The organism is Zoogloea sp. GDB6, from assembly GCF_056724105.1.
The window spans coordinates 788,194-806,861 of record NZ_CM161497.1 but is presented as its reverse complement, the minus strand read 5'-3'; the positions used below and the strand labels follow the sequence as shown (position 1 = coordinate 806,861).

General features: G+C 63.1%; 22 protein-coding genes. 18 read left to right on the top strand and 4 right to left on the bottom strand.

All coding sequences use genetic code 11. The features are described from left to right. Positions 1-48: 48 nt before the first annotated feature. The 5 genes from AC1PQG_RS03660 to AC1PQG_RS03640 all read left to right on the top strand — a co-directional run bounded on the left by AC1PQG_RS03660 (position 49) and on the right by AC1PQG_RS03640 (position 3,697). On the top strand, positions 49-414 hold the full coding sequence (locus tag AC1PQG_RS03660) for a SpoIIAA family protein (protein ID WP_481121312.1): 366 nt from the start codon (positions 49-51) through the stop codon (positions 412-414). Positions 415-436: 22 nt separating this feature from the next. Further along, positions 437-1,294 carry a sulfurtransferase gene (locus AC1PQG_RS03655; protein WP_481121311.1) on the top strand — a complete coding sequence of 286 codons (858 nt, stop codon included), beginning with the start codon at positions 437-439 and terminating at the stop codon, positions 1,292-1,294. 61 nt (positions 1,295-1,355) lie between these two features. Beyond that, positions 1,356-2,018 carry a ribose-5-phosphate isomerase RpiA gene (gene rpiA / locus AC1PQG_RS03650; RefSeq protein WP_481121310.1) on the top strand — a complete coding sequence of 221 codons (663 nt, stop codon included), beginning with the start codon at positions 1,356-1,358 and terminating at the stop codon, positions 2,016-2,018. A 71-nt stretch (positions 2,019-2,089) separates the two neighbouring features. Continuing rightward, positions 2,090-2,788, top strand: a complete 699-nt coding sequence (phoU, locus tag AC1PQG_RS03645; RefSeq protein WP_481115606.1) for a phosphate signaling complex protein PhoU — start codon at positions 2,090-2,092, stop codon at positions 2,786-2,788. A 141-nt stretch (positions 2,789-2,929) separates the two neighbouring features. Continuing rightward, positions 2,930-3,697 carry a flagellar brake protein gene (locus AC1PQG_RS03640; protein ID WP_481121309.1) on the top strand — a complete coding sequence of 256 codons (768 nt, stop codon included), beginning with the start codon at positions 2,930-2,932 and terminating at the stop codon, positions 3,695-3,697. Positions 3,698-3,765: 68 nt separating this feature from the next. Here AC1PQG_RS03640 and fliE read toward each other — a convergent pair whose 3' ends face one another. The 3 genes from fliE to AC1PQG_RS03625 all read right to left on the bottom strand — a co-directional run bounded on the left by fliE (position 3,766) and on the right by AC1PQG_RS03625 (position 6,686). Next, complete coding sequence (gene fliE / locus AC1PQG_RS03635) at positions 3,766-4,086, bottom strand: flagellar hook-basal body complex protein FliE (protein ID WP_481121308.1); 321 nt, start codon at positions 4,084-4,086, stop codon at positions 3,766-3,768. Positions 4,087-4,149: 63 nt separating this feature from the next. Then, on the bottom strand, positions 4,150-5,547 hold the full coding sequence (locus AC1PQG_RS03630) for a sigma-54-dependent transcriptional regulator (protein WP_481121307.1): 1,398 nt from the start codon (positions 5,545-5,547) through the stop codon (positions 4,150-4,152). 35 nt (positions 5,548-5,582) lie between these two features. Next, entirely contained in the window at positions 5,583-6,686 is a 1,104-nt protein-coding gene (locus AC1PQG_RS03625; protein ID WP_481121306.1) for a sensor histidine kinase, read from the bottom strand. Between the two features lie 153 nt (positions 6,687-6,839). Here AC1PQG_RS03625 and fliF point away from each other — a divergent pair, with 153 nt between their 5' ends. From fliF to fliN, 9 genes are all read left to right on the top strand, one after another. After that, complete coding sequence (fliF, locus tag AC1PQG_RS03620; protein WP_481121305.1) at positions 6,840-8,549, top strand: flagellar basal-body MS-ring/collar protein FliF; 1,710 nt, start codon at positions 6,840-6,842, stop codon at positions 8,547-8,549. After that, entirely contained in the window at positions 8,533-9,534 is a 1,002-nt protein-coding gene (fliG, locus tag AC1PQG_RS03615; protein ID WP_481115612.1) for a flagellar motor switch protein FliG, read from the top strand. The genes fliF and fliG overlap by 17 nt, the downstream gene beginning before the upstream one ends. A gap of 15 nt (positions 9,535-9,549) precedes the next feature. After that, positions 9,550-10,296, top strand: coding sequence for a flagellar assembly protein FliH (locus tag AC1PQG_RS03610; protein WP_481121304.1), 747 nt, complete (start codon positions 9,550-9,552; stop codon positions 10,294-10,296). Further along, entirely contained in the window at positions 10,296-11,699 is a 1,404-nt protein-coding gene (gene fliI, locus AC1PQG_RS03605; RefSeq protein WP_481121303.1) for a flagellar protein export ATPase FliI, read from the top strand. The genes AC1PQG_RS03610 and fliI overlap by 1 nt, the downstream gene beginning before the upstream one ends. An 80-nt stretch (positions 11,700-11,779) precedes the next feature. Next, complete coding sequence (gene fliJ, locus AC1PQG_RS03600) at positions 11,780-12,247, top strand: flagellar export protein FliJ (protein ID WP_481121302.1); 468 nt, start codon at positions 11,780-11,782, stop codon at positions 12,245-12,247. Between the two features lie 55 nt (positions 12,248-12,302). Continuing rightward, a complete protein-coding gene (locus tag AC1PQG_RS03595) occupies positions 12,303-13,793 on the top strand; it encodes a flagellar hook-length control protein FliK (RefSeq protein WP_481121301.1) in 1,491 nt (496 codons plus the stop codon). Positions 13,794-13,886: 93 nt separating this feature from the next. Continuing rightward, complete coding sequence (locus AC1PQG_RS03590) at positions 13,887-14,456, top strand: flagellar basal body-associated FliL family protein (RefSeq protein ID WP_481121300.1); 570 nt, start codon at positions 13,887-13,889, stop codon at positions 14,454-14,456. Between the two features lie 12 nt (positions 14,457-14,468). Further along, complete coding sequence (gene fliM, locus AC1PQG_RS03585; protein WP_481115618.1) at positions 14,469-15,461, top strand: flagellar motor switch protein FliM; 993 nt, start codon at positions 14,469-14,471, stop codon at positions 15,459-15,461. A 9-nt stretch (positions 15,462-15,470) separates the two neighbouring features. After that, a complete protein-coding gene (fliN, locus tag AC1PQG_RS03580) occupies positions 15,471-15,932 on the top strand; it encodes a flagellar motor switch protein FliN (protein ID WP_481121299.1) in 462 nt (153 codons plus the stop codon). Between the two features lie 71 nt (positions 15,933-16,003). Here the strand turns inward: fliN and AC1PQG_RS03575 are convergent, their stop codons facing one another. Next, positions 16,004-16,216, bottom strand: coding sequence for a hypothetical protein (locus tag AC1PQG_RS03575; protein WP_481121298.1), 213 nt, complete (start codon positions 16,214-16,216; stop codon positions 16,004-16,006). Positions 16,217-16,389: 173 nt separating this feature from the next. On the opposite strand from AC1PQG_RS03575, the gene fliO reads away from it, so the two are divergent. The 4 genes from fliO to fliR are packed head-to-tail and all read left to right on the top strand — an operon-like array spanning position 16,390 to position 18,630. Continuing rightward, positions 16,390-16,806, top strand: coding sequence for a flagellar biosynthetic protein FliO (gene fliO / locus AC1PQG_RS03570; RefSeq protein WP_481115620.1), 417 nt, complete (start codon positions 16,390-16,392; stop codon positions 16,804-16,806). Continuing rightward, positions 16,803-17,549 (top strand): flagellar type III secretion system pore protein FliP, encoded by a 747-nt coding sequence (gene fliP / locus AC1PQG_RS03565; RefSeq protein ID WP_481121297.1) that lies wholly within the window; start codon positions 16,803-16,805, stop codon positions 17,547-17,549. The genes fliO and fliP overlap by 4 nt, the downstream gene beginning before the upstream one ends. 14 nt (positions 17,550-17,563) lie before the next feature. Then, positions 17,564-17,833, top strand: coding sequence for a flagellar biosynthesis protein FliQ (gene fliQ / locus AC1PQG_RS03560; RefSeq protein WP_374485440.1), 270 nt, complete (start codon positions 17,564-17,566; stop codon positions 17,831-17,833). 17 nt (positions 17,834-17,850) lie between these two features. Further along, positions 17,851-18,630, top strand: coding sequence for a flagellar biosynthetic protein FliR (fliR, locus tag AC1PQG_RS03555; protein ID WP_481121296.1), 780 nt, complete (start codon positions 17,851-17,853; stop codon positions 18,628-18,630). Positions 18,631-18,668 lie beyond the last annotated feature (38 nt).

Sequence of the window (18,668 nt, the reverse complement as noted above, 5' to 3'; positions counted from 1 at the left end):
CCGGCGCTACACTGCAAACATATAGTCAGCCCAGAAAGGAAGCAGGCGATGATCACCACCGATAACAAGGACAGCCGCATCAACGTGACCGTCTTTGGCGAGTTCACCCTGGCCGACTACAAGGAATTCGAAGAACTCGTCAATTACAAGGTGCAGTTTGAAGGGCCCGTCAGCCTGTTCTTCGATCTGCGGGAAATGACCGGCTTCACCGTGGACATGGCCCTTGAGGAAATCCGCTTTGCGCGTGCTCACGCCCACGATTTTGCCCGTATCGCAATCGTCACTGACGACCAATGGGTGACCTGGAGTGCATGGTTGTCGCAGATCTTCGTCGATGCCAACACCCGTGTATTCGAGGATGCCGACGACGCCGAAGCCTGGATCAGCGGCATTCCGTCGCCGGTTGCAGACTAAGGCCGCTGAGGACGCTACCGCCGTGCTACCGCTTTTCACGACGCTCATCACCCCACAGGAACTGGCTGAGTCAGCGACGCCTTCCTGGCGCATCTTCGACTGCCGTTTCGACCTTCGCGATCCAGACTTCGGACAGCACGCTTACTCTGACGGACACCTGCCCAACGCCTTCTTCCTCGACCTGAAAGAAGACCTTTCGGGGCCCTGTAACGGGCTCAACGGACGCCATCCGCTGCCCGACCCACAGCTTCTCGCCGACAAGCTGGGCGCCCTCGGGGTTTCCGATAAAACCCAGGTCGTCGCCTATGACGACGTCGGCGGCATGTTCGCCGCCCGCCTGTGGTGGCTGCTGCGCTGGCTCGGCCATGATCGCGTCGCAGTGCTGAACGGCGGCCTGCAGGCCTGGACTGCGGGAGGCTACCCACTGAGCACCACCAAGCCAATCGAAGAGACCGCTCAGACATTCCCCCTGAAGCTTCAGCACACCATGAAAGTAGATGTCGACTACATTCTCGGCCATCTACATAGCCCGGACATGCTTCTGATCGATGCGCGCGCTCCCGATCGTTTCCGAGGCGAGAACGAAACCCTCGACCCAGTTGGCGGGCACATCCCTGGCGCCATCAACCGCTTCTTCAAGGACAACCTCAGCGCTGACGGTAGCTTCAAGCAGCTGTCGGAGCTTCAGGAAGAGTTCGGCGCGCTGATCAAGGGTGGCGACGCACATAACGTGGTCCTTCAATGTGGCTCTGGCGTGACCGCCTGCCACAATCTGCTGGCCATGGAGGCTGTCGGCCTCGACGGGGCCAAGCTCTACGCCGGCTCCTGGAGCGAGTGGTGTGCCGATCCGGCCCGTCCTGTCGCCAGCGGCCTCACCTGATAGCGGCATCGGATCGGCGCCGCCCGGTTAAAATCACGCTTTTGCCTTCCGGCTGCACATCATGACCCAGGACGAACTCAAGCAACAGGCGGCGCTACGCGCACTCGACTACGTGATCGAAGGCGAAGTGGTCGGCGTCGGTACCGGCTCGACGGCCAATTTCTTCATCGATGGCCTGGCCGCCCTCAAGGACCGCATCGCCGGCGCGGTCCCCTCCTCCGAGGCGTCGGCGCGCCGTCTGGCCGCCCACGGCATCCGCCTGCTCGACCTGAACGACGTCACCTCCCTGCCGGTCTATATCGACGGCGCGGACGAGATCGACCACTCCCTGGCGATGATCAAGGGGGGCGGTGGTGCCCAGACCCGCGAGAAGATCGTCGCCGCCGTGGCCGACAAGTTCATCTGCATCTGCGACGCCTCCAAGCGGGTCGCCCAGCTCGGGCGCTTCCCGCTCCCGGTGGAAGTCATCCCGATGGCGCGCGCCCAGGTGGCCCGTGAGTTCACCCGTCTCGGCGGCCAACCGATCGTCCGCGAAGGCTTCGTCACCGACAACGGCAACCTGATCCTCGACGTTCATGGCCTCGCCATCAGCGACCCGGTCGCCCTCGAAACTGCCATCGACGGCATCGTCGGTGTCGTGACCAGCGGCCTCTTCGCCAAACGCGGCGCCGATGTCTTGCTGCTGGCAAGCACAGAGGGCGTGCAGACCTTCGAACGGGCCTGACTGACACAAAAGGATCATCTTTCCCTGCTAGCCTTCGGCAGTTTTCATTGCCTTCAATCACAGGACTTGCCATGACCGAGCACACCTCCAAGAAGTTTGATTCCGAGCTGGAAGGAATCCGCAACCGGGTTCTCCAGATGGGGGGCATGGTCGAACTGCAGATCGTGAAGGCGATGGAAGGCCTTGGCGAAGGCGATCTGCTACTGATCGACCAAGTCATCGAAAACGACAACCGGGTCAACATCCTGGAAATCGAACTCGACGAAGCCTGCAACCAGGTCATCGCCAAGCGCCAACCCACGGCGGTCGATCTGCGCATGATCAGCACCGTGCAGAAGACCATCACCGACTTGGAGCGCATCGGCGACGAAGCCAAGAAGATCGCCAAGACGGCCAAGCAGCTGCATACCGGCGGCTCCTCCTTCATGCCGCAAATCCGCCTCGGCCACATCGCCGACGCGGTAGTGGACATGCTACGCACCGCACTGGATGCCTATGCGCGCCTCGACACCATCTCCGCTGCCCAGGTCGTTCGCCAGGACAAGGAGGTGGATGCCGAGTTCAAGGGCATCATGCGCCAGCTGATCACCTACATGATGGAAGACCCGCGCACCATCTCCCAGTCCATCGAGCTGATGTTCGTGGCCAAGTCGGTGGAGCGCATCGGCGACCACGCCAAGAACATCGCCGAATACGTGGTGTATCTGGTCAAGGGTCGCGACGTCCGCCACACCAGCCTCGAGGAGATCGAACGCGAAGCCACCCGCTGAACGGCTCTCCCACCGTTTTTCACGGGCCCGGGGCTGCTGCCCGCGGGCTCGTTTTCCATTTGATGATGCATGGCCGTTCGGAGCACGAAGTGGACTGCTAAAATCCGTCCACTTCCTGATCGCGGATCGACCATCCATATCATGCCGCTCAAGTTCGAACTCCTGCAGGCCGACGACTATTCCCGCTACCTTCTGCGCGGGAAGACCGACATTCTCTACAACCTGCGCGGACTTCTGCACAAACGTTCCATGCTGAGCGCCTTCATCGACGCGAGCGCGGACTCCTTCCTGACGGCCATCCTGGCGATCACCCCCGACGAGAACCACCTGATCCTGGACTCGACCAACGACGAAGCCATCAACCGCCGCGTGGAGTCGGCCGAGCAGCTCATCTGCGTCACCCAACTCGACAAGGTCAAGATTCAATTCGCCGCGCGCCAGATCGAGCGCCTCCCCTTCGAGGGGCATGAGGCGTTCCGCATCCCAGTACCGAACGTCATGCTGCGCCTGCAGCGACGGGAGTATTTCCGTCTGACCATGCAGAGCAACTATGGTTTGTCATGCCTGATTCCGGTGGGCGAGGCCACAGGCGACAAAGTGGTTTCACTGGAAGCCAATGTGCTGGATATCAGTGGTGGCGGCCTGGCAATCGTGATTCCGCCGAACGGCGTGGAGTTTGCCGCCGATATGGAATTCCACGACTGCCGCCTGATGTTGCCGGAAACTGGTCCGGTGGCCGCCTCCCTGCGGGTACGCAACGTTTTCCGCATCACCAACCGGGACGGCAGCGTCACCGTACGTGCTGGCTGCGAATTCATCAATCTGCCAAGCAACATGGCATCCACGATTCAGCGCTACATACTGAAGGCCGAGCGCGAACGTAACGCCCGAGAACGCCAACACCTCTGACAAGATCGGCCCCCCAGGAATGACAAAAGCCGGCAATGCCGGCTTTTGTCATTCAATTCCTTCCGCCCTCAAACCGACATGTTCATCATGTCCTGATAGGCGGTAACCAGTTTGTTGCGAACCTGCACCATCTGCTGGAAGGACAGGTTGGCCTTCTGCAGATTGACCATGACGTCCTGCAGATTGACGTTCGGATCACCGGACGAAAAGCCCTTGGCCATTTCCTGCGCCTGCATCTGGGCCGAGCTGACCTGATCGATGGCGCTCTGCAGAACCTGGCCGAAGTCCGTCTCCCCAGCCGCTTTTGCGGCCTGGGCAGGCTTGCCCGTCGCCACCTGCGAGGTGGCGCGCAGTTCCGACAACATCTGATCGATCCCGCGGGTATCCATGGTTCGGCTCCTTTTTCTCCACTATAGCAGAGCAAAGCACGTGCCAAGCAACGGGCGCCAGGCTCAATCGCTGAAAAGCCCTTCCTCGCGGTACTGCTGGAGCTTGTAGCGCAAGGTCCGTTCGGAGATCCCGAGCTGCGCTACGGCGCGCTTGCGCGATCCACCGACCTCCTTGAGCACCTGCAGGATGTGCTCTCGCTCAAGATCCTTCATGCTGGCCGGACGGACCATCTCCTTGTTCGCCTGCGGCACCTCAACGGCAGAATTTGCCATCTCGCCGGCAAATGCCGCCGGCAAAACAGGAGGGGGCGGCACCAGACGCACAGGCTCACCATTCCAGTGTGGCAGGCACAAACGGATCGTATCCGCAGAAACGGCGTCGCCTCCACTGAGGATCAAGGCGCGTTGCACCGTGTTTTCCAGTTCCCGCACGTTGCCCGGCCAATGGTAAGTCACCAGCACGGACTCCGCCTCAGGCGACAGGCGTGCGGAACGCTTCAGACGCTCGCCGTGCATTGCGGCGAAATGATGGGCCAGCGGAATGATGTCTCCGGGACGCTCACGCAGGGACGGAATCTGCAGCGGAAAAACATTCAAGCGATAGAACAGATCCTCGCGAAAACGCCCGGCTGCAACTTCCTTGGTCATGTCCCGGTTGGTAGTGGCCAGCACACGGATGTCGAGGGCGATGGCCTTCTTGCCGCCGACCCGCTCCACCTCCCGCTCCTGCAGCACCCGCAGCAGCTTGGCCTGCAGCCCCAGCGGCATCTCGGAGATCTCATCGAGCAGCAGCGTGCCCCCTTCCGCCTGCTCGAACTTGCCGGCCTGGGACGCGGCTGCGCCAGTGAAGGCGCCCTTCTCGTGGCCAAACAGCGTGGCCTCCAGCAGGGAGTCGGGAATCGCCGCACAATTGATCGCCACAAAGGGGCCATTGCGGCGCGGCGAATGCTCGTGCAGATAGCGGGCGAAGACCTCCTTGCCGGTCCCCGACTCGCCATTCAGCAGCACCGTCGCATCGGTTTCCGCCACCTTGTCGGCCAGTGCGAGGAGCTTGCGGGTGTGCGGATCGGCCGCCACCATGCCCTCCTCCTGGCGGGTCCGGGCATAACGCTGCACATGTTCCAGCAGCACTTTGGGCTCGAAAGGCTTCATCAGGAAATCGCAGGCGCCACCGCGCATCGCATCCACCGCTTTTTCCACATCGCCGAACGCTGTCATCAGTAACACCGGAAGCTGCGGCAGGCGCTGACGCAGTTCGGCCAGCAGTTGCAGGCCATCCATCGGCTGCATCTTCAGATCGGAAAGAACCAGGTTGAAGGCCTGCTTCTCCACCTCGAGCAGCGCGGCAGGCCCATCGCCGACGCCGGTAACGTCATGACCAGCAACTTCAAGCGTCAGGCACACAGCGTCACGCAGCGGGGCATCATCTTCGACAACCAGGATGTTCAAGGTATCGGGCATTGGACTTCTCTCTAAAACTGGGGAACGACCGAGCGTCAGCCGCCCGTAGCGAGGGTCAGGGTGAAGGTGGTGCCACGGCCCGGCTCGGACTGAATGCCGATATCGCCACCATGGGCACGCGCCACCCCCCGCGCGATCGCCAGACCCAACCCAGTACCATCGGGTCGAGTTGTAAAAAACGGCTCAAAGAGTCGTGACTGAAGCGCCGGATCGATACCTTTACCGGTATCGGTCACGCTGAAACGTACGAGCCCTGCGCCCAGCGCAGCGTCGAAGCGGATGCTGCCGCCGGCCTCGGTCGCCTGTACGGCGTTCTCCAGCAGGTTGGTCAGTGCGCCGACGATGGCCTTGCGCTCACCCACCACCTGCGAAACGCCACAGTGACAGTCCGGCTCGAAAGCCAGCCCTTTGGCACGAGCCACCGGCTCCAACGTCTGAGCCAGTTCAGCCACCAGATCGCAGATGGCGAAGGGCTCTCGCCCCAGCGTCTCACCGCGTGCAAACAGCAGCATGTCGCGAATCAGCTTTTCCAGATGCCGGAGGCGCTCGATGGCCCGGTTGCCGATCCGCTCCCGATCAGCCGGCCCCATCTCTTGCTGGACAAGGGTTGCGGTATAAAGGAGCGCCGCTGACAACGGCGTACGCAGCTGGTGGGCCAGGCCCGCCACCATTTCGCCCATTGCCGCCAGCCGCTCCTGGCGTTCCGCCGCCAGGCGCATACGATGCGCCTCGGTCACATCGGTCAACAGCACGATGTGACCGTCGCCGGATTCGAGGGGGGCATCGACGCGGGTGACGCGCAGGGTGTCGCCGTCGCTGCTGAGCTGCCACTCGCCCGGCGTCTCGGTCGGTTGCAGATGCGCCGCGCAGAACACCTCCCATGGCACGCCGGCCAGCGAGGTCGCGAACATCGCCTCGACGGCCCGATTCGCCTGCACCACCTGCCCTTCGCGGTCGAGGACCACCACCCCGGCCGGCAATGCGCCCATCAACACGCTGAGGCGTTCGGTCAATTGGCCGACCTGGGTCTGCAGACCGGCATAGGCACCGGTCAGCGCCTCCGAAGCCTCGCTGAACTGGCGAAAGGCTTCGGCCAGCTGGCGGGCGTCGAGACGGTCATCGGTGGCAGGCAAGGTCATGGGCAATCCGGGGCGTTATTCACCGCTTCGCAGCTTAGGCCTGCCCGGCACATGGCAAGGCGGCAAATAGGCGGCAAAAAGCGCCGCTTATCCCTGACTCAAAATTCTCCTGGTGAAGGACAATGCGGGCATCCGATAAGAGGAAGTGTGTCCATGGCAGCAGAAGACGCCGCCGCCGCTCCAGTTCCGCCGCCCGCTTCGCCGCTGGCGCAGGTGCTGGAGAACATCCGCAATCTGTCCCAACGCCAGAAGATCGCCGCCGGCGCGGCGTTGGCGTTCGGCATTGCGTTGATCGTCGGCGTGCTTCTGTGGAGCCGGCAGCCGGAGTATTCCGTGCTGTTTTCCAATCTCGAGGAAAAGGATGGCGGCGCCGTCGTAACCAGCCTCCAGCAGCAGAACATCCCCTACAAGTTCTCCGAGAATGGCAATGCCATTCTCGTCCCGGCCCCCCAGGTCCATGACCTGCGTCTGCGCCTTGCCGCCCAGGGTATTCCCAAGGGCGGGCTGGTGGGTTTCGAACTGATGGAGAACCAGAAGCTGGGGCTGTCCCAGTTTCATGAGCAGATCAATTACCAACGCGCCCTCGAAGGCGAACTATCGCGCACCATCTCGTCCATCGCCAGCGTCGCCGGGGCCCGTGTGCACCTGGCGATTCCGAAACAGACCGCCTTCCTGCGCGACGAGCAGAAGCCGACCGCGTCGGTGATGGTCAACCTGCGCACCGGCCGCGCCCTCGACCCCTCGCAGATCGCCGGCATCGTGCACCTGATCGCCTCCAGCGTCCCCAACCTGACCAATGACAACGTCAGCGTGATCGACCAGGACGGCGCATTGCTTACCAAGAAGCCCGATCCCCTGCGCGGCAACCTCGACGCCAGCCAGCTGAAATATACCCACGAACTCGAAGAAGGCTACATCGAGCGGGTAAATTCCATCCTCACCCCGCTGTACGGCAAGGGAAACTTCCGCGCCCAGGTATCCGCCGACGTGGATTTCAACCAGACGGAACAGACCGCCGAGACCTACCGCCCGAACCCCTCGCCGGAACAGGCAATCCGCAGCCAGCAGAGCAGCGAGAGCCAGACCCGCGACCAGGGGCCGCAGGGCGTGCCGGGCGCGCTGACCAATCAGCCGCCAGTCCCCGCCACGGCACCGGTCACCACGCCGGCAGTGCCGCCGACCACGGGCAGCGGCCAAGCGCCACTCACGTCAACCAAAAGCGCCACGATCAACTATGAAGTAGACAAGACCATCCAGCACACGCGCAAGGCCCTCGGCCAGATCAAGCGTCTGTCGGTGGCGGTGGTGGTCAATAACAAGGAAGAAAAGGACAAGAACGGCAACGTCAAGTCCGTGCCGATCCCCGAAGAAGAACGCCAGCGCGTCGAAAACCTGGTCCGCGAGGCCGTCGGCTACAGCAAGGACCGGGGCGACACCATCAGCGTGGCCAGCAGCGCCTTCGTCGCCTCCGACAAGGATCAGCTCGAGATGCCGTTCTGGAAGGATCCGGACAACATCCCCCTCTTCAAGGAACTCGCCAAATACCTGGTCATCGCCGGCGTAATTGCCTTCGTGGCTTTCGGCGTCATCCGTCCGTTGATGAAGCAGGTGCTGCCGCAACCGGAGGTGAAGGAAGAGGAAGAAGGCGGAGGCGCCGAGCCTGGAGAAGGCGGAGAAGGCGCCGAGGGTGAAGAAGGTGAGGAAGGCGAGGAAGGAGCCCATGTTGCCCTGTCGCCGGAAGCCGCCGCCCGCCTCGCCTACGACGAAAAGCTCGCCAAGGCGCTGGCCCTTGCCAAGGAGAATCCGCGGATGGTGGCCAATCTGATCAAGGAATGGATGGGAGCCAATGAGCAGCAACGATGAAGGGCTGGAAAAGGGAGCCTTGCTTCTGCTGACCCTGGGCGCCGACGAGGCCGCCGAGGTGCTCAAGCAACTCGGCCCCCGGGAAGTGCAGAAACTCGGTGCCGCCATGGCCTCCATGCAGGCCCAACCACGCGAGCGGGTCGAGGGCATTCTCGACGAACTGATCGCCTATGCAGACAAGGGCTCGCCGATCGAGGCCGACCACGAGCACATCAAGGCGATGCTCACCAAGGCCCTCGGCGACGAGCGCGCCACCCACCTGATCAGCCGCGTGCTGCAAGGCTCCGATACCGCCGGTATCGAGAGCCTCAAGTGGATGGATGCCCCTACCGCGGCCGACATGATCAAGAACGAGCACCCGCAGATCATTGCCACGATCCTCGTGCACCTGGAGTTCGACCAGGCTGGCGACATCCTCAAACATTTCACCGACCGTCTACGCAACGACGTCCTGCTGCGGATCGCCACCCTCGACGGCGTCCAGCCGGTGGCCCTGAAGGAACTGAACGAAGCCCTCACGCGCATGCTGTCGGGCGCGTCGGCAGTCAAGAAAACCGCCATGGGCGGCGTCCGCCATGCGGCGGAAATCCTCAACTTCGTCGGCTCGGCGGCGGAGACCGCCATTCTCGACAATGTGCGCGAGTACGACCCGGACCTGGCCCAGAAGATCCTCGACGAGATGTTCGTCTTCGAGAACCTGCTCGACCTGGACGACCGCGGCATCCAGACCCTGCTGCGGGAAGTCCAGAGCGATTCGCTGGTGGTCGCGCTGAAGGGGGCCCCGCCCGAACTGCGCGAGAAAATCTTCAAGAACATGTCCCAGCGGGCTGCCGAAATGCTGCGGGAAGACCTGGACTCCCGCGGCCCTGTGCGCCTGTCGGAAGTCGAGGCCGAGCAGAAGGAAATTCTGAAGACCGCCCGCCGCCTGGCGGAAGAAGGCCAGATCGCCCTGTCCAGCGGTGGAGGCGACGATGCCTTCGTCTAAGCACGGGGCCCGCCGATGAGCATGGACCGCCACCAGGCCGTCGGCATCTACCGGCGCTGGATTCCGCCCTCCTTCGACGAGCCGGCCGCCCAGCAGGCGCCGCAGGAGCAAACCCTGCCGGAATCCGAACCGGCCGTAGAGCCTCCTGTCGTCGAGCCCCCACTGCCCGAAGCGGCGCCGGAGCCCCCACCTCTGCCTGACATGCTCGCTGACGAACTGTTGGGGGATGACGCCTCTGTTTTCCAGCTGCCTACCGCCGAAGACATCGAGCGCATCCACGAGGAAGCCCGCAAGGAAGGCTACGCCGCCGGCTACGAGGAAGGCACAGCCCGCGGCCGCATCGAAGCCATGCACTTCCACGGCCTCGTCGAGGGGATGGAAAACTCCCTGACGACGCTCGACCAGGAGGTTGCCGAAGAAATCCTCGCATTAGCCACCGAACTGGCCCGCCAGATGGTGCGCCACACCATCGCCACCCGGCCGGATGCGATCGCCGACCTGTTGCGCGAGGCCCTTGGGCAGATGCCCCAGACCCATGCCCAGATCCACCTCAATCCGGAGGACGTGGAGATGGTGCGGAATTATCTCGGCGAACACATGGCCCACGCCGGCCATCGGCTGGTCGAGGATGCCACGATCAGCCGCGGTGGCGTACGCATCGAAACGTCCGGCAGCCAGATCGACGCCACCGTGCAGACCCGCTGGCGCCGCATCATGGACAATCTCGGCCACAACGTGCCTTGGGATGGGGATGAGCCCTGATGAACCACGGCACCGAAACTTGGCGTACTTTCCTGGGTGACGCACGGAAGCTCATCGGCGCCACACCGCCGTACCAGGTGGCTGGCCGCCTGACCCGCATCAACGGCCTGGTCATGGAGGCCTCCGGCCTCAAACTGCCCCTTGGCTCAGGCTGCCGGATCGTCATCCCGGGCGGCAGTTCAGTCGAAGCGGAAGTCGTCGGCTTCAACGGTGAAAAGATCTTCCTGATGCCCACCGACGATGTCTTCGGCCTGTCGCCGGGCGCCCAGGTCTTCCCCCTTGAACCGACCCAGCCGCAACTGATTGCCGGCGAGCGCACCGAGCCGCGCCGCCGCGCCTCCGATCGGGCCAAGCATCTGCCAATGGGCGACGAACTCCTCGGCCGCGTCGTCGACGGCGCCGGCCGACCGCTGGATGGCCTCGGCCCGCTGAACACCCGCCACTCCCGCTCCCTGCAATCGCGCCCCATCAACCCTTTGCAGCGCGCCCCGATCAGCCAGTCCCTCGACGTCGGCATCCGCGCAATCAACGGCCTGCTGACCGTCGGCCGCGGCCAGCGGATGGGCCTGTTTGCCGGCTCCGGCGTCGGTAAATCGGTGTTGATCGGCATGATGGCGCGCTTCACCGCTGCCGACGTGATCGTCGTCGGGCTGATCGGCGAACGGGGCCGCGAAGTGAAGGAGTTCATCGAGCACAACCTGGGCGCAGAAGGCCTGGCCCGCTCCGCGGTCATTGCCGCACCGGCCGACTGCAGTCCGCTGATGCGCCTGCAGGGCGCGTCCTACGCCACGACAGTGGCCGAGTACTTCCGCGACCAGGGCAAGCAGGTCCTGCTGATCATGGACTCCCTGACCCGCTACGCGATGGCCCAGCGGGAAATCGCGCTGGCCATCGGCGAGCCGCCGGTGACCCGCGGCTACCCGCCCTCGGTGTTTGCCCGCCTGCCGGCCCTCGTCGAGCGCGCCGGCAACGGCCCGGAAGGCGGCGGATCGATCACCGCCTTCTACACGGTGCTGGCCGAGGGTGACGATCAACAGGATCCGATCGCCGACTCGGCACGTGCCATTCTCGACGGCCACATCGTGTTGTCACGCAGCCTGGCCGACCAGGGCCACTACCCGGCCATCGACATCGAGCAATCGATCTCGCGGGCCATGCACAACCTGGTCAAGAGCCAGCATTTCGATGTCGTGCGGCGCTTCAAACAGCTGTTCTCCCGCTACCAGCGTTCCCGCGACCTGATCGCCGTCGGCGCCTACCAGGCCGGCGCCGACCCCGTCCTCGACCAGGCGGTAGCCATGTATCCACGCCTGGAAGCCTTCCTGCAACAACGCATCGACGAATGTGAACCCTACGATTCCGCGGTCGAGAAGCTTTACACACTCTTCGGCGCAACGCCGTAACACCGCAACGGCGCCAGGGCTATGCTTACGTTCCCGTAAAGAGTTCGTCCTCGACCCGATAACGCAAAGAGCATCTGAAAATGTCCGAGCCTTTCCCGCTGCAAACCTTGCTGGACTTGGCCAACAACCGGATGGACGAGGCTGCGCGCAAGCTGGGCGAGTTGATCGCCAGCGAACGCGCTGTCGAGGAGAAACTCTCCCTTCTGGTGGACTACCGCAAGGAATATCAGACCCGCTTCGTCGAGGCCGCACGTAACGGCATCGGCCCTGATGCCTGGCGCAACTACAGCGCTTTCCTCCTCAAGCTGGACGATGCAATCACCGTCCAGCAGCGGGTGGTGGCTGACTCCCGTCAGCGTGTCGAGCAAGGGCAGCAGGCCTGGGTGGACCAGCGCAACAAGGTCAAGGCCTTCGACACCCTGTCCCAGCGCCACCAGAGCCAGCAGGCCCGCAAGGAAGCCCGGCAGGAGCAGAAGCTGACCGACGAACACGCCGCCAAACAGTTCCGCGATCGGAATCAGGACGACGGATCAACGGCAGACCAGTAGCTGGCATGCCGCTTGCTGCACTGGTGGTGTCTGCATCCTCCGTAGGAACAACATCATGTCCGGTCCGGCTTTGAATCCTCTCGCGAACATTTCCAGCGCCGCCAAGAGCGCGGACTCCGCGCGTGGCGACAACGCCACGACATCCGGCACAGACGCAGCCGATACGGGTTTCTCGCGCGAACTGCAGCGCCATATCGACCGCGACACCCAGACCTCCGGCACAACGGATCCAACTCCCACCACGTCCACCGGCAAGGCAAGCGACGGCAAGCCCACGGACAGCAGGGCTGCGTCAGAGGCGGACTCGGCCAAGGAAGGCGCATCAGCGGACGATGCGCAAACGCCCTCCCCGGACATGGCAGTCCTCCTTGGCGGCCTGATCACCTCCAGCACGAACGCCCCCTCTACCCGCCACCGCCTGGACCGCGACACCCAGTCCTCCGACACAACGGGTGCAGCCCCCCCGGACCTTGATGGTGTGCTCGCCTTCGTAAACACCCATCCCTCCAGCACACTGGATGCCACATCCGCCGGCAAAGCAAGCGGTGGCAAGAGCACGGACAGCGAGGCGGCATTAACAGTGGACTCGACCAAGGAAAACGCTCCCGCGGCCGATGCGCAAGCGCCCTCCCCGGACACGACGGTCCTCCTTGGCAGTCTGCTCCCCCCTGGCGTGAATGCACCATCCACCCGCCGCAGCGACGACAACACCCCCACCACTGAATCGCAGCCGGCGGCCGACGCGGCACTCGCCGCGTTCCTCGCCGCAGGAGAGCACCCGGCGACATCGACCAATACAGTCACACTCGCTGGCGAACGGAGCGCTGATGAAACGGCCCTCGACGGTACGGGTGAGCGTCGCCACGCAAGCCTGGATCTCGCCGATTCGTCCCTCAGCCGCCAGACACTGGCCAACCCGGCTCAAGGCCAAGGCAGCACCACCCTGGAGGCAGCGCTTACCGACACCACGGCAAAACTTGCCGCTGCGGGCGAGGCTGCCGGCAAACATCCGGATCTCGCCGGAGAAAGCACGCTGACCAACAACTTTGCCGGCATTCACGCCGCAGCCCTCGCCAATCTGCGTGGAGAATCGGCCGCACCGGCCACATCCCCCGTTCCGCTGCATGTAGCCACCCCGGCCGGAAGTCCGGGCTGGCCCGAAGAGGTCGGCAGTCGCGTCAGCTGGATGGTCGGACACGAGGAAAGCCACGCCCAACTCACCCTCACACCACCGCAACTGGGCAAGATCGAAGTATCGATCACTGTCAGCGGCGACCAGACCAGTGCACAATTCGTGGCAGCGACCCCCGCGGCCCGGGAACTGATCGAACAGAGCCTGCCCCGCCTGCGCGAACTCCTCGAGCAAAGCGGGATCAATCTCGGTCAGACCGATGTCGGTACCTCGGGCCAGTCGAACAATTCCGGCGACGGCCGGCGGGGCAATGCCTGGGGCGGCCAGCGCGGCACCGACGACGGATCGATGTCCCGCGTGAGCGCTCCACAATGGGTCCGCCGTGGGGACGGTCTGGTAGACACGTTTGCCTGAAATGAGGTAAATGGCGGGCGATCACGCCCCTATTTCCAGCTTGGCGGGTGGACGTGATGGATAACAATGCAGTGAGATAAGGAGCGTTCCAGCATGTCGAAAGCACCTACCAAGGCGGAAGCCGCCGAAGGCGAAGCGCCCGCCAAGGGTGGCAAGAAGAAACTGATCGTCATCATCGCGGCAGTGCTGATCCTGGCGATTGCCGGCGGCGGCGCATTCATGCTGCTGGGCAAGAAGAAGCACGCGGACGGGGAAGAAGGCGAGGAGGAAACCGCGCACGAACCGCCGAAGGTCAAGGTCGACCCCTCACATCCGCCGGTTTTCGTTCCACTGGAGCAGTTCACCGTCAACCTGGCACCGGAAGAGGGCGAACACTTCCTGCAAGCTACAATGGTGCTGCGCGTTTCGGATGCCAAGATCGGCGATTCATTGAAGCTCTATATGCCGGAGCTGAAGCACCGCATCGTCATGCTGCTGTCTTCCAAGAAACCCTCCGAACTGGCCGCATCGGAAGGCAAGGAACAACTGGCCGACGAGGTCCGGGATGAAGCCAACGACGTACTCGGCTACTCCCCCAACCCGAAAAAGAAGAACAAGCGCAACCGTCCTGAAGACGACGGCCCCGTGCTGGCCGTCCTGTTCAACCAGTTCATCGTGCAGTAACGGGGTTTCATCATGGCCCAGGATTTTCTCTCCCAGGAAGAAGTGGATGCCCTGCTGAAGGGCGTCACGGGGGAGAGTGAAGAAGCCGACCACGCGGAAGAACATGCGGGAGGGGTGCGGGACTACAACCTCGCCACCCAGGAGCGCATCGTCCGTGGGCGCATGCCCACGATGGAGCTCATCAATGAGCGCTTCGCCCGCTACCTGCGGGTCGGACTGTTCTCCTACATGCACCGCAACGTCGAAGTCTCGGTCGGGCCGATCAAGGTCCAGAAATTCAGCGAATTCGTGCGCAACCTGGTGGTCCCGACCAACCTCAACCTCTTCGTTGCCAAACCGCTGCGCGGAACCGGGCTGATCGTCCTCGACCCGAACCTGGTCTTCCTGGTGGTGGATAACCTGTTCGGCGGCGACGGGCGCTTTCACACCCGTGTCGAAGGGCGCGATTTCACGCCCACCGAGCAGCGGATCATCCAGGGCCTGCTGAAAGTAGCCTTCACCGAGTACGAAAAGGCCTGGCTACCGGTCAAGAAACTGGAGTTCGAGTACGTTCGCTCGGAAATGAACCCCCAGTTCGCCAACATCGCGACACCCAGCGAGATCGTCGTAGCCGCATCGTTCACGCTGGAGTTCGGCGGTTCGCAGGCGGAAATGCATTTCTGCTTCCCGTACTCGATGCTGGAACCGATCCGCGAAACCCTCTATTCGACGATGCAGAGCGACCACATCACCCAGGACAACCGCTGGGTCAGCATGATGGGCAAGCAATTGCAAAGCGCCGAAGTAACCCTGACGGCACGCCTTGGCCACACCAGGGTGACCCTCGGGGACATCGTCAACATGAAACCCGGTGACGTCATTCCGCTGACGATCCCACCCCTGATCCAGGCCGAAGTGGACGGCATCCCATTCATGGAATGCCACTACGGCGTACAGCGCGGCCAATACGCCCTCAAGGTGGAGCGTTTCCTGGCGCAGGAAGAAGAAGTCGCCCCGAAGGGCTAGGAGCACGAGATGTCAGAAACAGACACCCCAGACGACGACAACCAGATCAGCGACGACGATTGGGCTGCCGCCATGCAGGAGCAGGCTGCCGCCGAAGGTCTCACCGACCCGGCACAGCCCGACCTCGCCGACGAATCCCCCTACCAGGCCAAGCCGGCGAGCCAGTTGTTTCCTGACTTCGGCCAATCAGGCCCCAAGTCGGGCTCGATCAACGATTACGACATGATCCTGGACATCCCGGTGCAGCTCACCGTGGAACTGGGACGCACCAAGATCGCAATCCGCAACCTGCTGCAGCTCGCCCACGGCTCGGTGGTCGAACTCGACGGTCTGGCCGGCGAGCCGATGGACGTGCTCGTCAACGGAACCTTGATCGCCCAGGGCGAAGTGGTGGTGGTGAATGACAAGTTCGGTATTCGTCTGACCGACATCATCACGCCCGCGGAACGCATCCGCAAATTGCGCCACTGATCGTACGGACGAGGGTAGCTACAATACCGGCCCCGGAGGCCGGTATTTTTCTTCCTTTCGGCAATAACCTGTCAGGGAATCGCGGCATCCCCGTGCAGACGGGACAGCACGGAACGCACCGGTTGACGGTCGGGCGCATTGGCGCGGTGGAGCAACCAGCGTTCGCCCAGGATCTGCAGCGCACGCTGGCGCTTGGCTTCATAACCTGCGGAAGACTCGACTGCTTCCACCTTTCCTTCAGACGCGCCAGCCTTGGGCTGGATGTCACGATGCCAGAGCAACATGATCACACCTCCAGGACGTTATGCTCGGTTTGAGTATAGGCATAGCATGCGGTTCAGCCGCATGAACTGAAAAGCATGAAAAAATACCGTTTTGGGCGCCTAATCCGGACTTCGTTTCGAGCCAGCCCCCTCTAAGCTCGTTTATTAGCCTCCCCATCGTGTATCGACCCACCATGCGCCCCACCACGCTCGCCTCCATCGGCCTGCTGGCTCCGAGCACGTTTGCCCTGGCTGCCGACAGCACCATGGACGTTGCCGGCAGTGTTCTTCAGATGTTCCTCGGCCTCGCCCTGATTCTCGGGCTGCTGTACGCCACGCTGCTCTTCCTCAAGCGCTTCGGAGCAGGTGCCGCCGGAGGCGCCAACCTGCTGAAGATACGCGGTGCAGCCCCCGTCGGCCCGCGGGAGCGGGTCGTACTGGTGGAAGTCGCGGGCAAGGTGCTTGTCCTCGGTGTCGCCCCGGGACAGGTCAACACGCTACACACCCTTGACGCAGCCGAACTGCCTCCAGCCACAGGTGAAACGACCTTGCTCTCCGGCGGCAAGGATTTCCAGACCTGGCTGAAGCAGACCCTGGAGCGCCGGCCGTGAACCGTACCTTGCTGCTGCTGCGCCGCCTCGCACCACTGTGCCTGTTCGCTCCCCTGCCGGTCCTCGCCCAGGCCATGCCGGCCCTCACCAGCACTCCGGCCGGTAGTGGCGGCACCCAGTACAGCCTGTCGATCCAGACCCTGCTGCTGCTCACCTCCCTGAGCTTCCTGCCGGCCATGGTGCTGATGATGACCTGCTTCACACGCATCATCATCGTCATGTCCCTGCTGCGCCATGCGCTCGGCACGCAGACCTCACCGCCCAACCAGGTGATGATCGGCCTGTCCCTGTTCCTGACCTTCTTCATCATGTCGCCGGTCGCGGACAAGGTTTACACCGAAGCCTGGGTCCCCCTGTCGGAAAACCGCATCACCTTCAACGACGCCCTCGACCGTGCCACCGTACCAGTCAAGGCCTTCATGCTCGCACAGGTCCGTGAACCGGATCTGAACCTGTTCGCCAAGCTCGCCAAGACGCCACGCGTAGAGAAGGCGGAGGATCTGCCGATGCGCGTCGTCATCCCGGCTTTCGTCACCTCCGAGCTAAAGACCGCCTTCCAGATCGGCTTCATCGTCTTCATCCCCTTCCTGATCATCGACATGGTGGTCGCCTCCGTGCTGATGTCGATGGGTATGATGATGATGAGCCCAGCCACGGTCTCACTCCCCTTCAAGATCATGCTTTTCGTGCTAGTGGACGGCTGGGATCTGCTGATCGGCTCGCTGGTACGTAGCTTCGGCTGAGCAAGGATTCCACCATGACCCCCACCACCGTCATCGATCTGGGCCGGCAAGCCCTGGAGCTCACCCTGCTGGTATCGGCCCCGCTGTTCATCGCCGCCCTCGTCACCGGCCTGATCGTATCGATCTTCCAGGCCGCCACACAGATCAACGAACAAACCCTGTCCTTCGTACCCAAGCTGATCGCCACCTTCATCACCCTGGTACTGGCGGGCCCGTGGATGATCACGATGATGACCGACTTCATCCGCCGCCTGTTCGACAGTATCCCCACGCTGATCGGCTGACGCCAGCTCTGCAAGCGATGTTGTCCATCACCTCAGCCCAACTCGATGCGTGGCTGGCCGTGCTGGCCTACCCGCTGGCCCGCATCCTCGGGCTGGTGAGCATGGCTCCGATCTTCGGTAACGACGGGATGCCGCGGCGCATACGGCTGATGACAGGGCTTGCCATTGCCATCGGCCTGGCTCCGGCGCTCCCCGCTGCACCCAGCGTGCCGTTGGGCTCCTGGGACGGTCTGCTGATCATCGGCCAGCAAACCCTCATCGGCCTGGCGATGGGGCTGAGCATGCGCATCGTATTGGCGGCCCTCGAAGTGATGGGCGAACTCGTCAGCCTGCAGATGGGCCTGTCGTTCGCGACCTTCTTCGATCCGACGGCAGGCGGCCAGACAGCCGTCGTCAGCCAGTTCCTGACCCTGACGTCCTCGCTGATCTTCCTGGCCCTCAACGGTCACCTGCTGCTGGTGGACGCGCTGGCCCGCAGCTTCGAGTGGCTGCCCATTGCCGCCACCCCTGTCCATAGCGAAGGCTGGCTGTTGCTGGCCCGCTCCGGCAGTGTCATTTTCGGCAGTGGCGTGCTGATGGCACTGCCCATCGTCACAGCACTCTTGATCACCAACATCGCTCTCGGCATCCTCACCAAGGCGGCACCTCAACTCAATCTCTTTGCCATCGGATTTCCGATTACCCTCACAGTCGGTCTCGGCATGCTGATCATGACGCTCGAACGTATGGCGCCGCTACTGCAACGACTCTACGACATGGGTTTCGAGACCATGGCGCAGGTAGTACGTGCAACATAGCGGGTCAGGCGCAGCGCGCCCAAGAACCGGGGCACTCA

Excerpts from the sequence above, each read along its gene's own strand:
- AC1PQG_RS03625 (WP_481121306.1), bottom strand. The coding sequence starts at position 6,686 with ATGACCTTGCCTGCCACCGATGACCGTCTCGACGCCCGCCAGCTGGCC.
- fliM (WP_481115618.1), top strand. The coding sequence starts at position 14,469 with ATGGCCCAGGATTTTCTCTCCCAGGAAGAAGTGGATGCCCTGCTGAAG.
- fliO (WP_481115620.1), top strand. The coding sequence starts at position 16,390 with ATGCGCCCCACCACGCTCGCCTCCATCGGCCTGCTGGCTCCGAGCACG.
- AC1PQG_RS03590 (WP_481121300.1), top strand. The coding sequence starts at position 13,887 with ATGTCGAAAGCACCTACCAAGGCGGAAGCCGCCGAAGGCGAAGCGCCC.
- fliJ (WP_481121302.1), top strand. The coding sequence starts at position 11,780 with ATGTCCGAGCCTTTCCCGCTGCAAACCTTGCTGGACTTGGCCAACAAC.
- fliQ (WP_374485440.1), top strand. The coding sequence starts at position 17,564 with ATGACCCCCACCACCGTCATCGATCTGGGCCGGCAAGCCCTGGAGCTC.
- fliN (WP_481121299.1), top strand. The coding sequence starts at position 15,471 with ATGTCAGAAACAGACACCCCAGACGACGACAACCAGATCAGCGACGAC.
- fliE (WP_481121308.1), bottom strand. The coding sequence starts at position 4,086 with ATGGATACCCGCGGGATCGATCAGATGTTGTCGGAACTGCGCGCCACC.
- fliG (WP_481115612.1), top strand. The coding sequence starts at position 8,533 with ATGAGCAGCAACGATGAAGGGCTGGAAAAGGGAGCCTTGCTTCTGCTG.
- AC1PQG_RS03610 (WP_481121304.1), top strand. The coding sequence starts at position 9,550 with ATGAGCATGGACCGCCACCAGGCCGTCGGCATCTACCGGCGCTGGATT.
- phoU (WP_481115606.1), top strand. The coding sequence starts at position 2,090 with ATGACCGAGCACACCTCCAAGAAGTTTGATTCCGAGCTGGAAGGAATC.
- AC1PQG_RS03575 (WP_481121298.1), bottom strand. The coding sequence starts at position 16,216 with ATGTTGCTCTGGCATCGTGACATCCAGCCCAAGGCTGGCGCGTCTGAA.
- AC1PQG_RS03630 (WP_481121307.1), bottom strand. The coding sequence starts at position 5,547 with ATGCCCGATACCTTGAACATCCTGGTTGTCGAAGATGATGCCCCGCTG.
- rpiA (WP_481121310.1), top strand. The coding sequence starts at position 1,356 with ATGACCCAGGACGAACTCAAGCAACAGGCGGCGCTACGCGCACTCGAC.
- fliR (WP_481121296.1), top strand. The coding sequence starts at position 17,851 with ATGTTGTCCATCACCTCAGCCCAACTCGATGCGTGGCTGGCCGTGCTG.
- fliF (WP_481121305.1), top strand. The coding sequence starts at position 6,840 with ATGGCAGCAGAAGACGCCGCCGCCGCTCCAGTTCCGCCGCCCGCTTCG.
- fliI (WP_481121303.1), top strand. The coding sequence starts at position 10,296 with ATGAACCACGGCACCGAAACTTGGCGTACTTTCCTGGGTGACGCACGG.
- AC1PQG_RS03640 (WP_481121309.1), top strand. The coding sequence starts at position 2,930 with ATGCCGCTCAAGTTCGAACTCCTGCAGGCCGACGACTATTCCCGCTAC.
- AC1PQG_RS03660 (WP_481121312.1), top strand. The coding sequence starts at position 49 with ATGATCACCACCGATAACAAGGACAGCCGCATCAACGTGACCGTCTTT.
- AC1PQG_RS03595 (WP_481121301.1), top strand. The coding sequence starts at position 12,303 with ATGTCCGGTCCGGCTTTGAATCCTCTCGCGAACATTTCCAGCGCCGCC.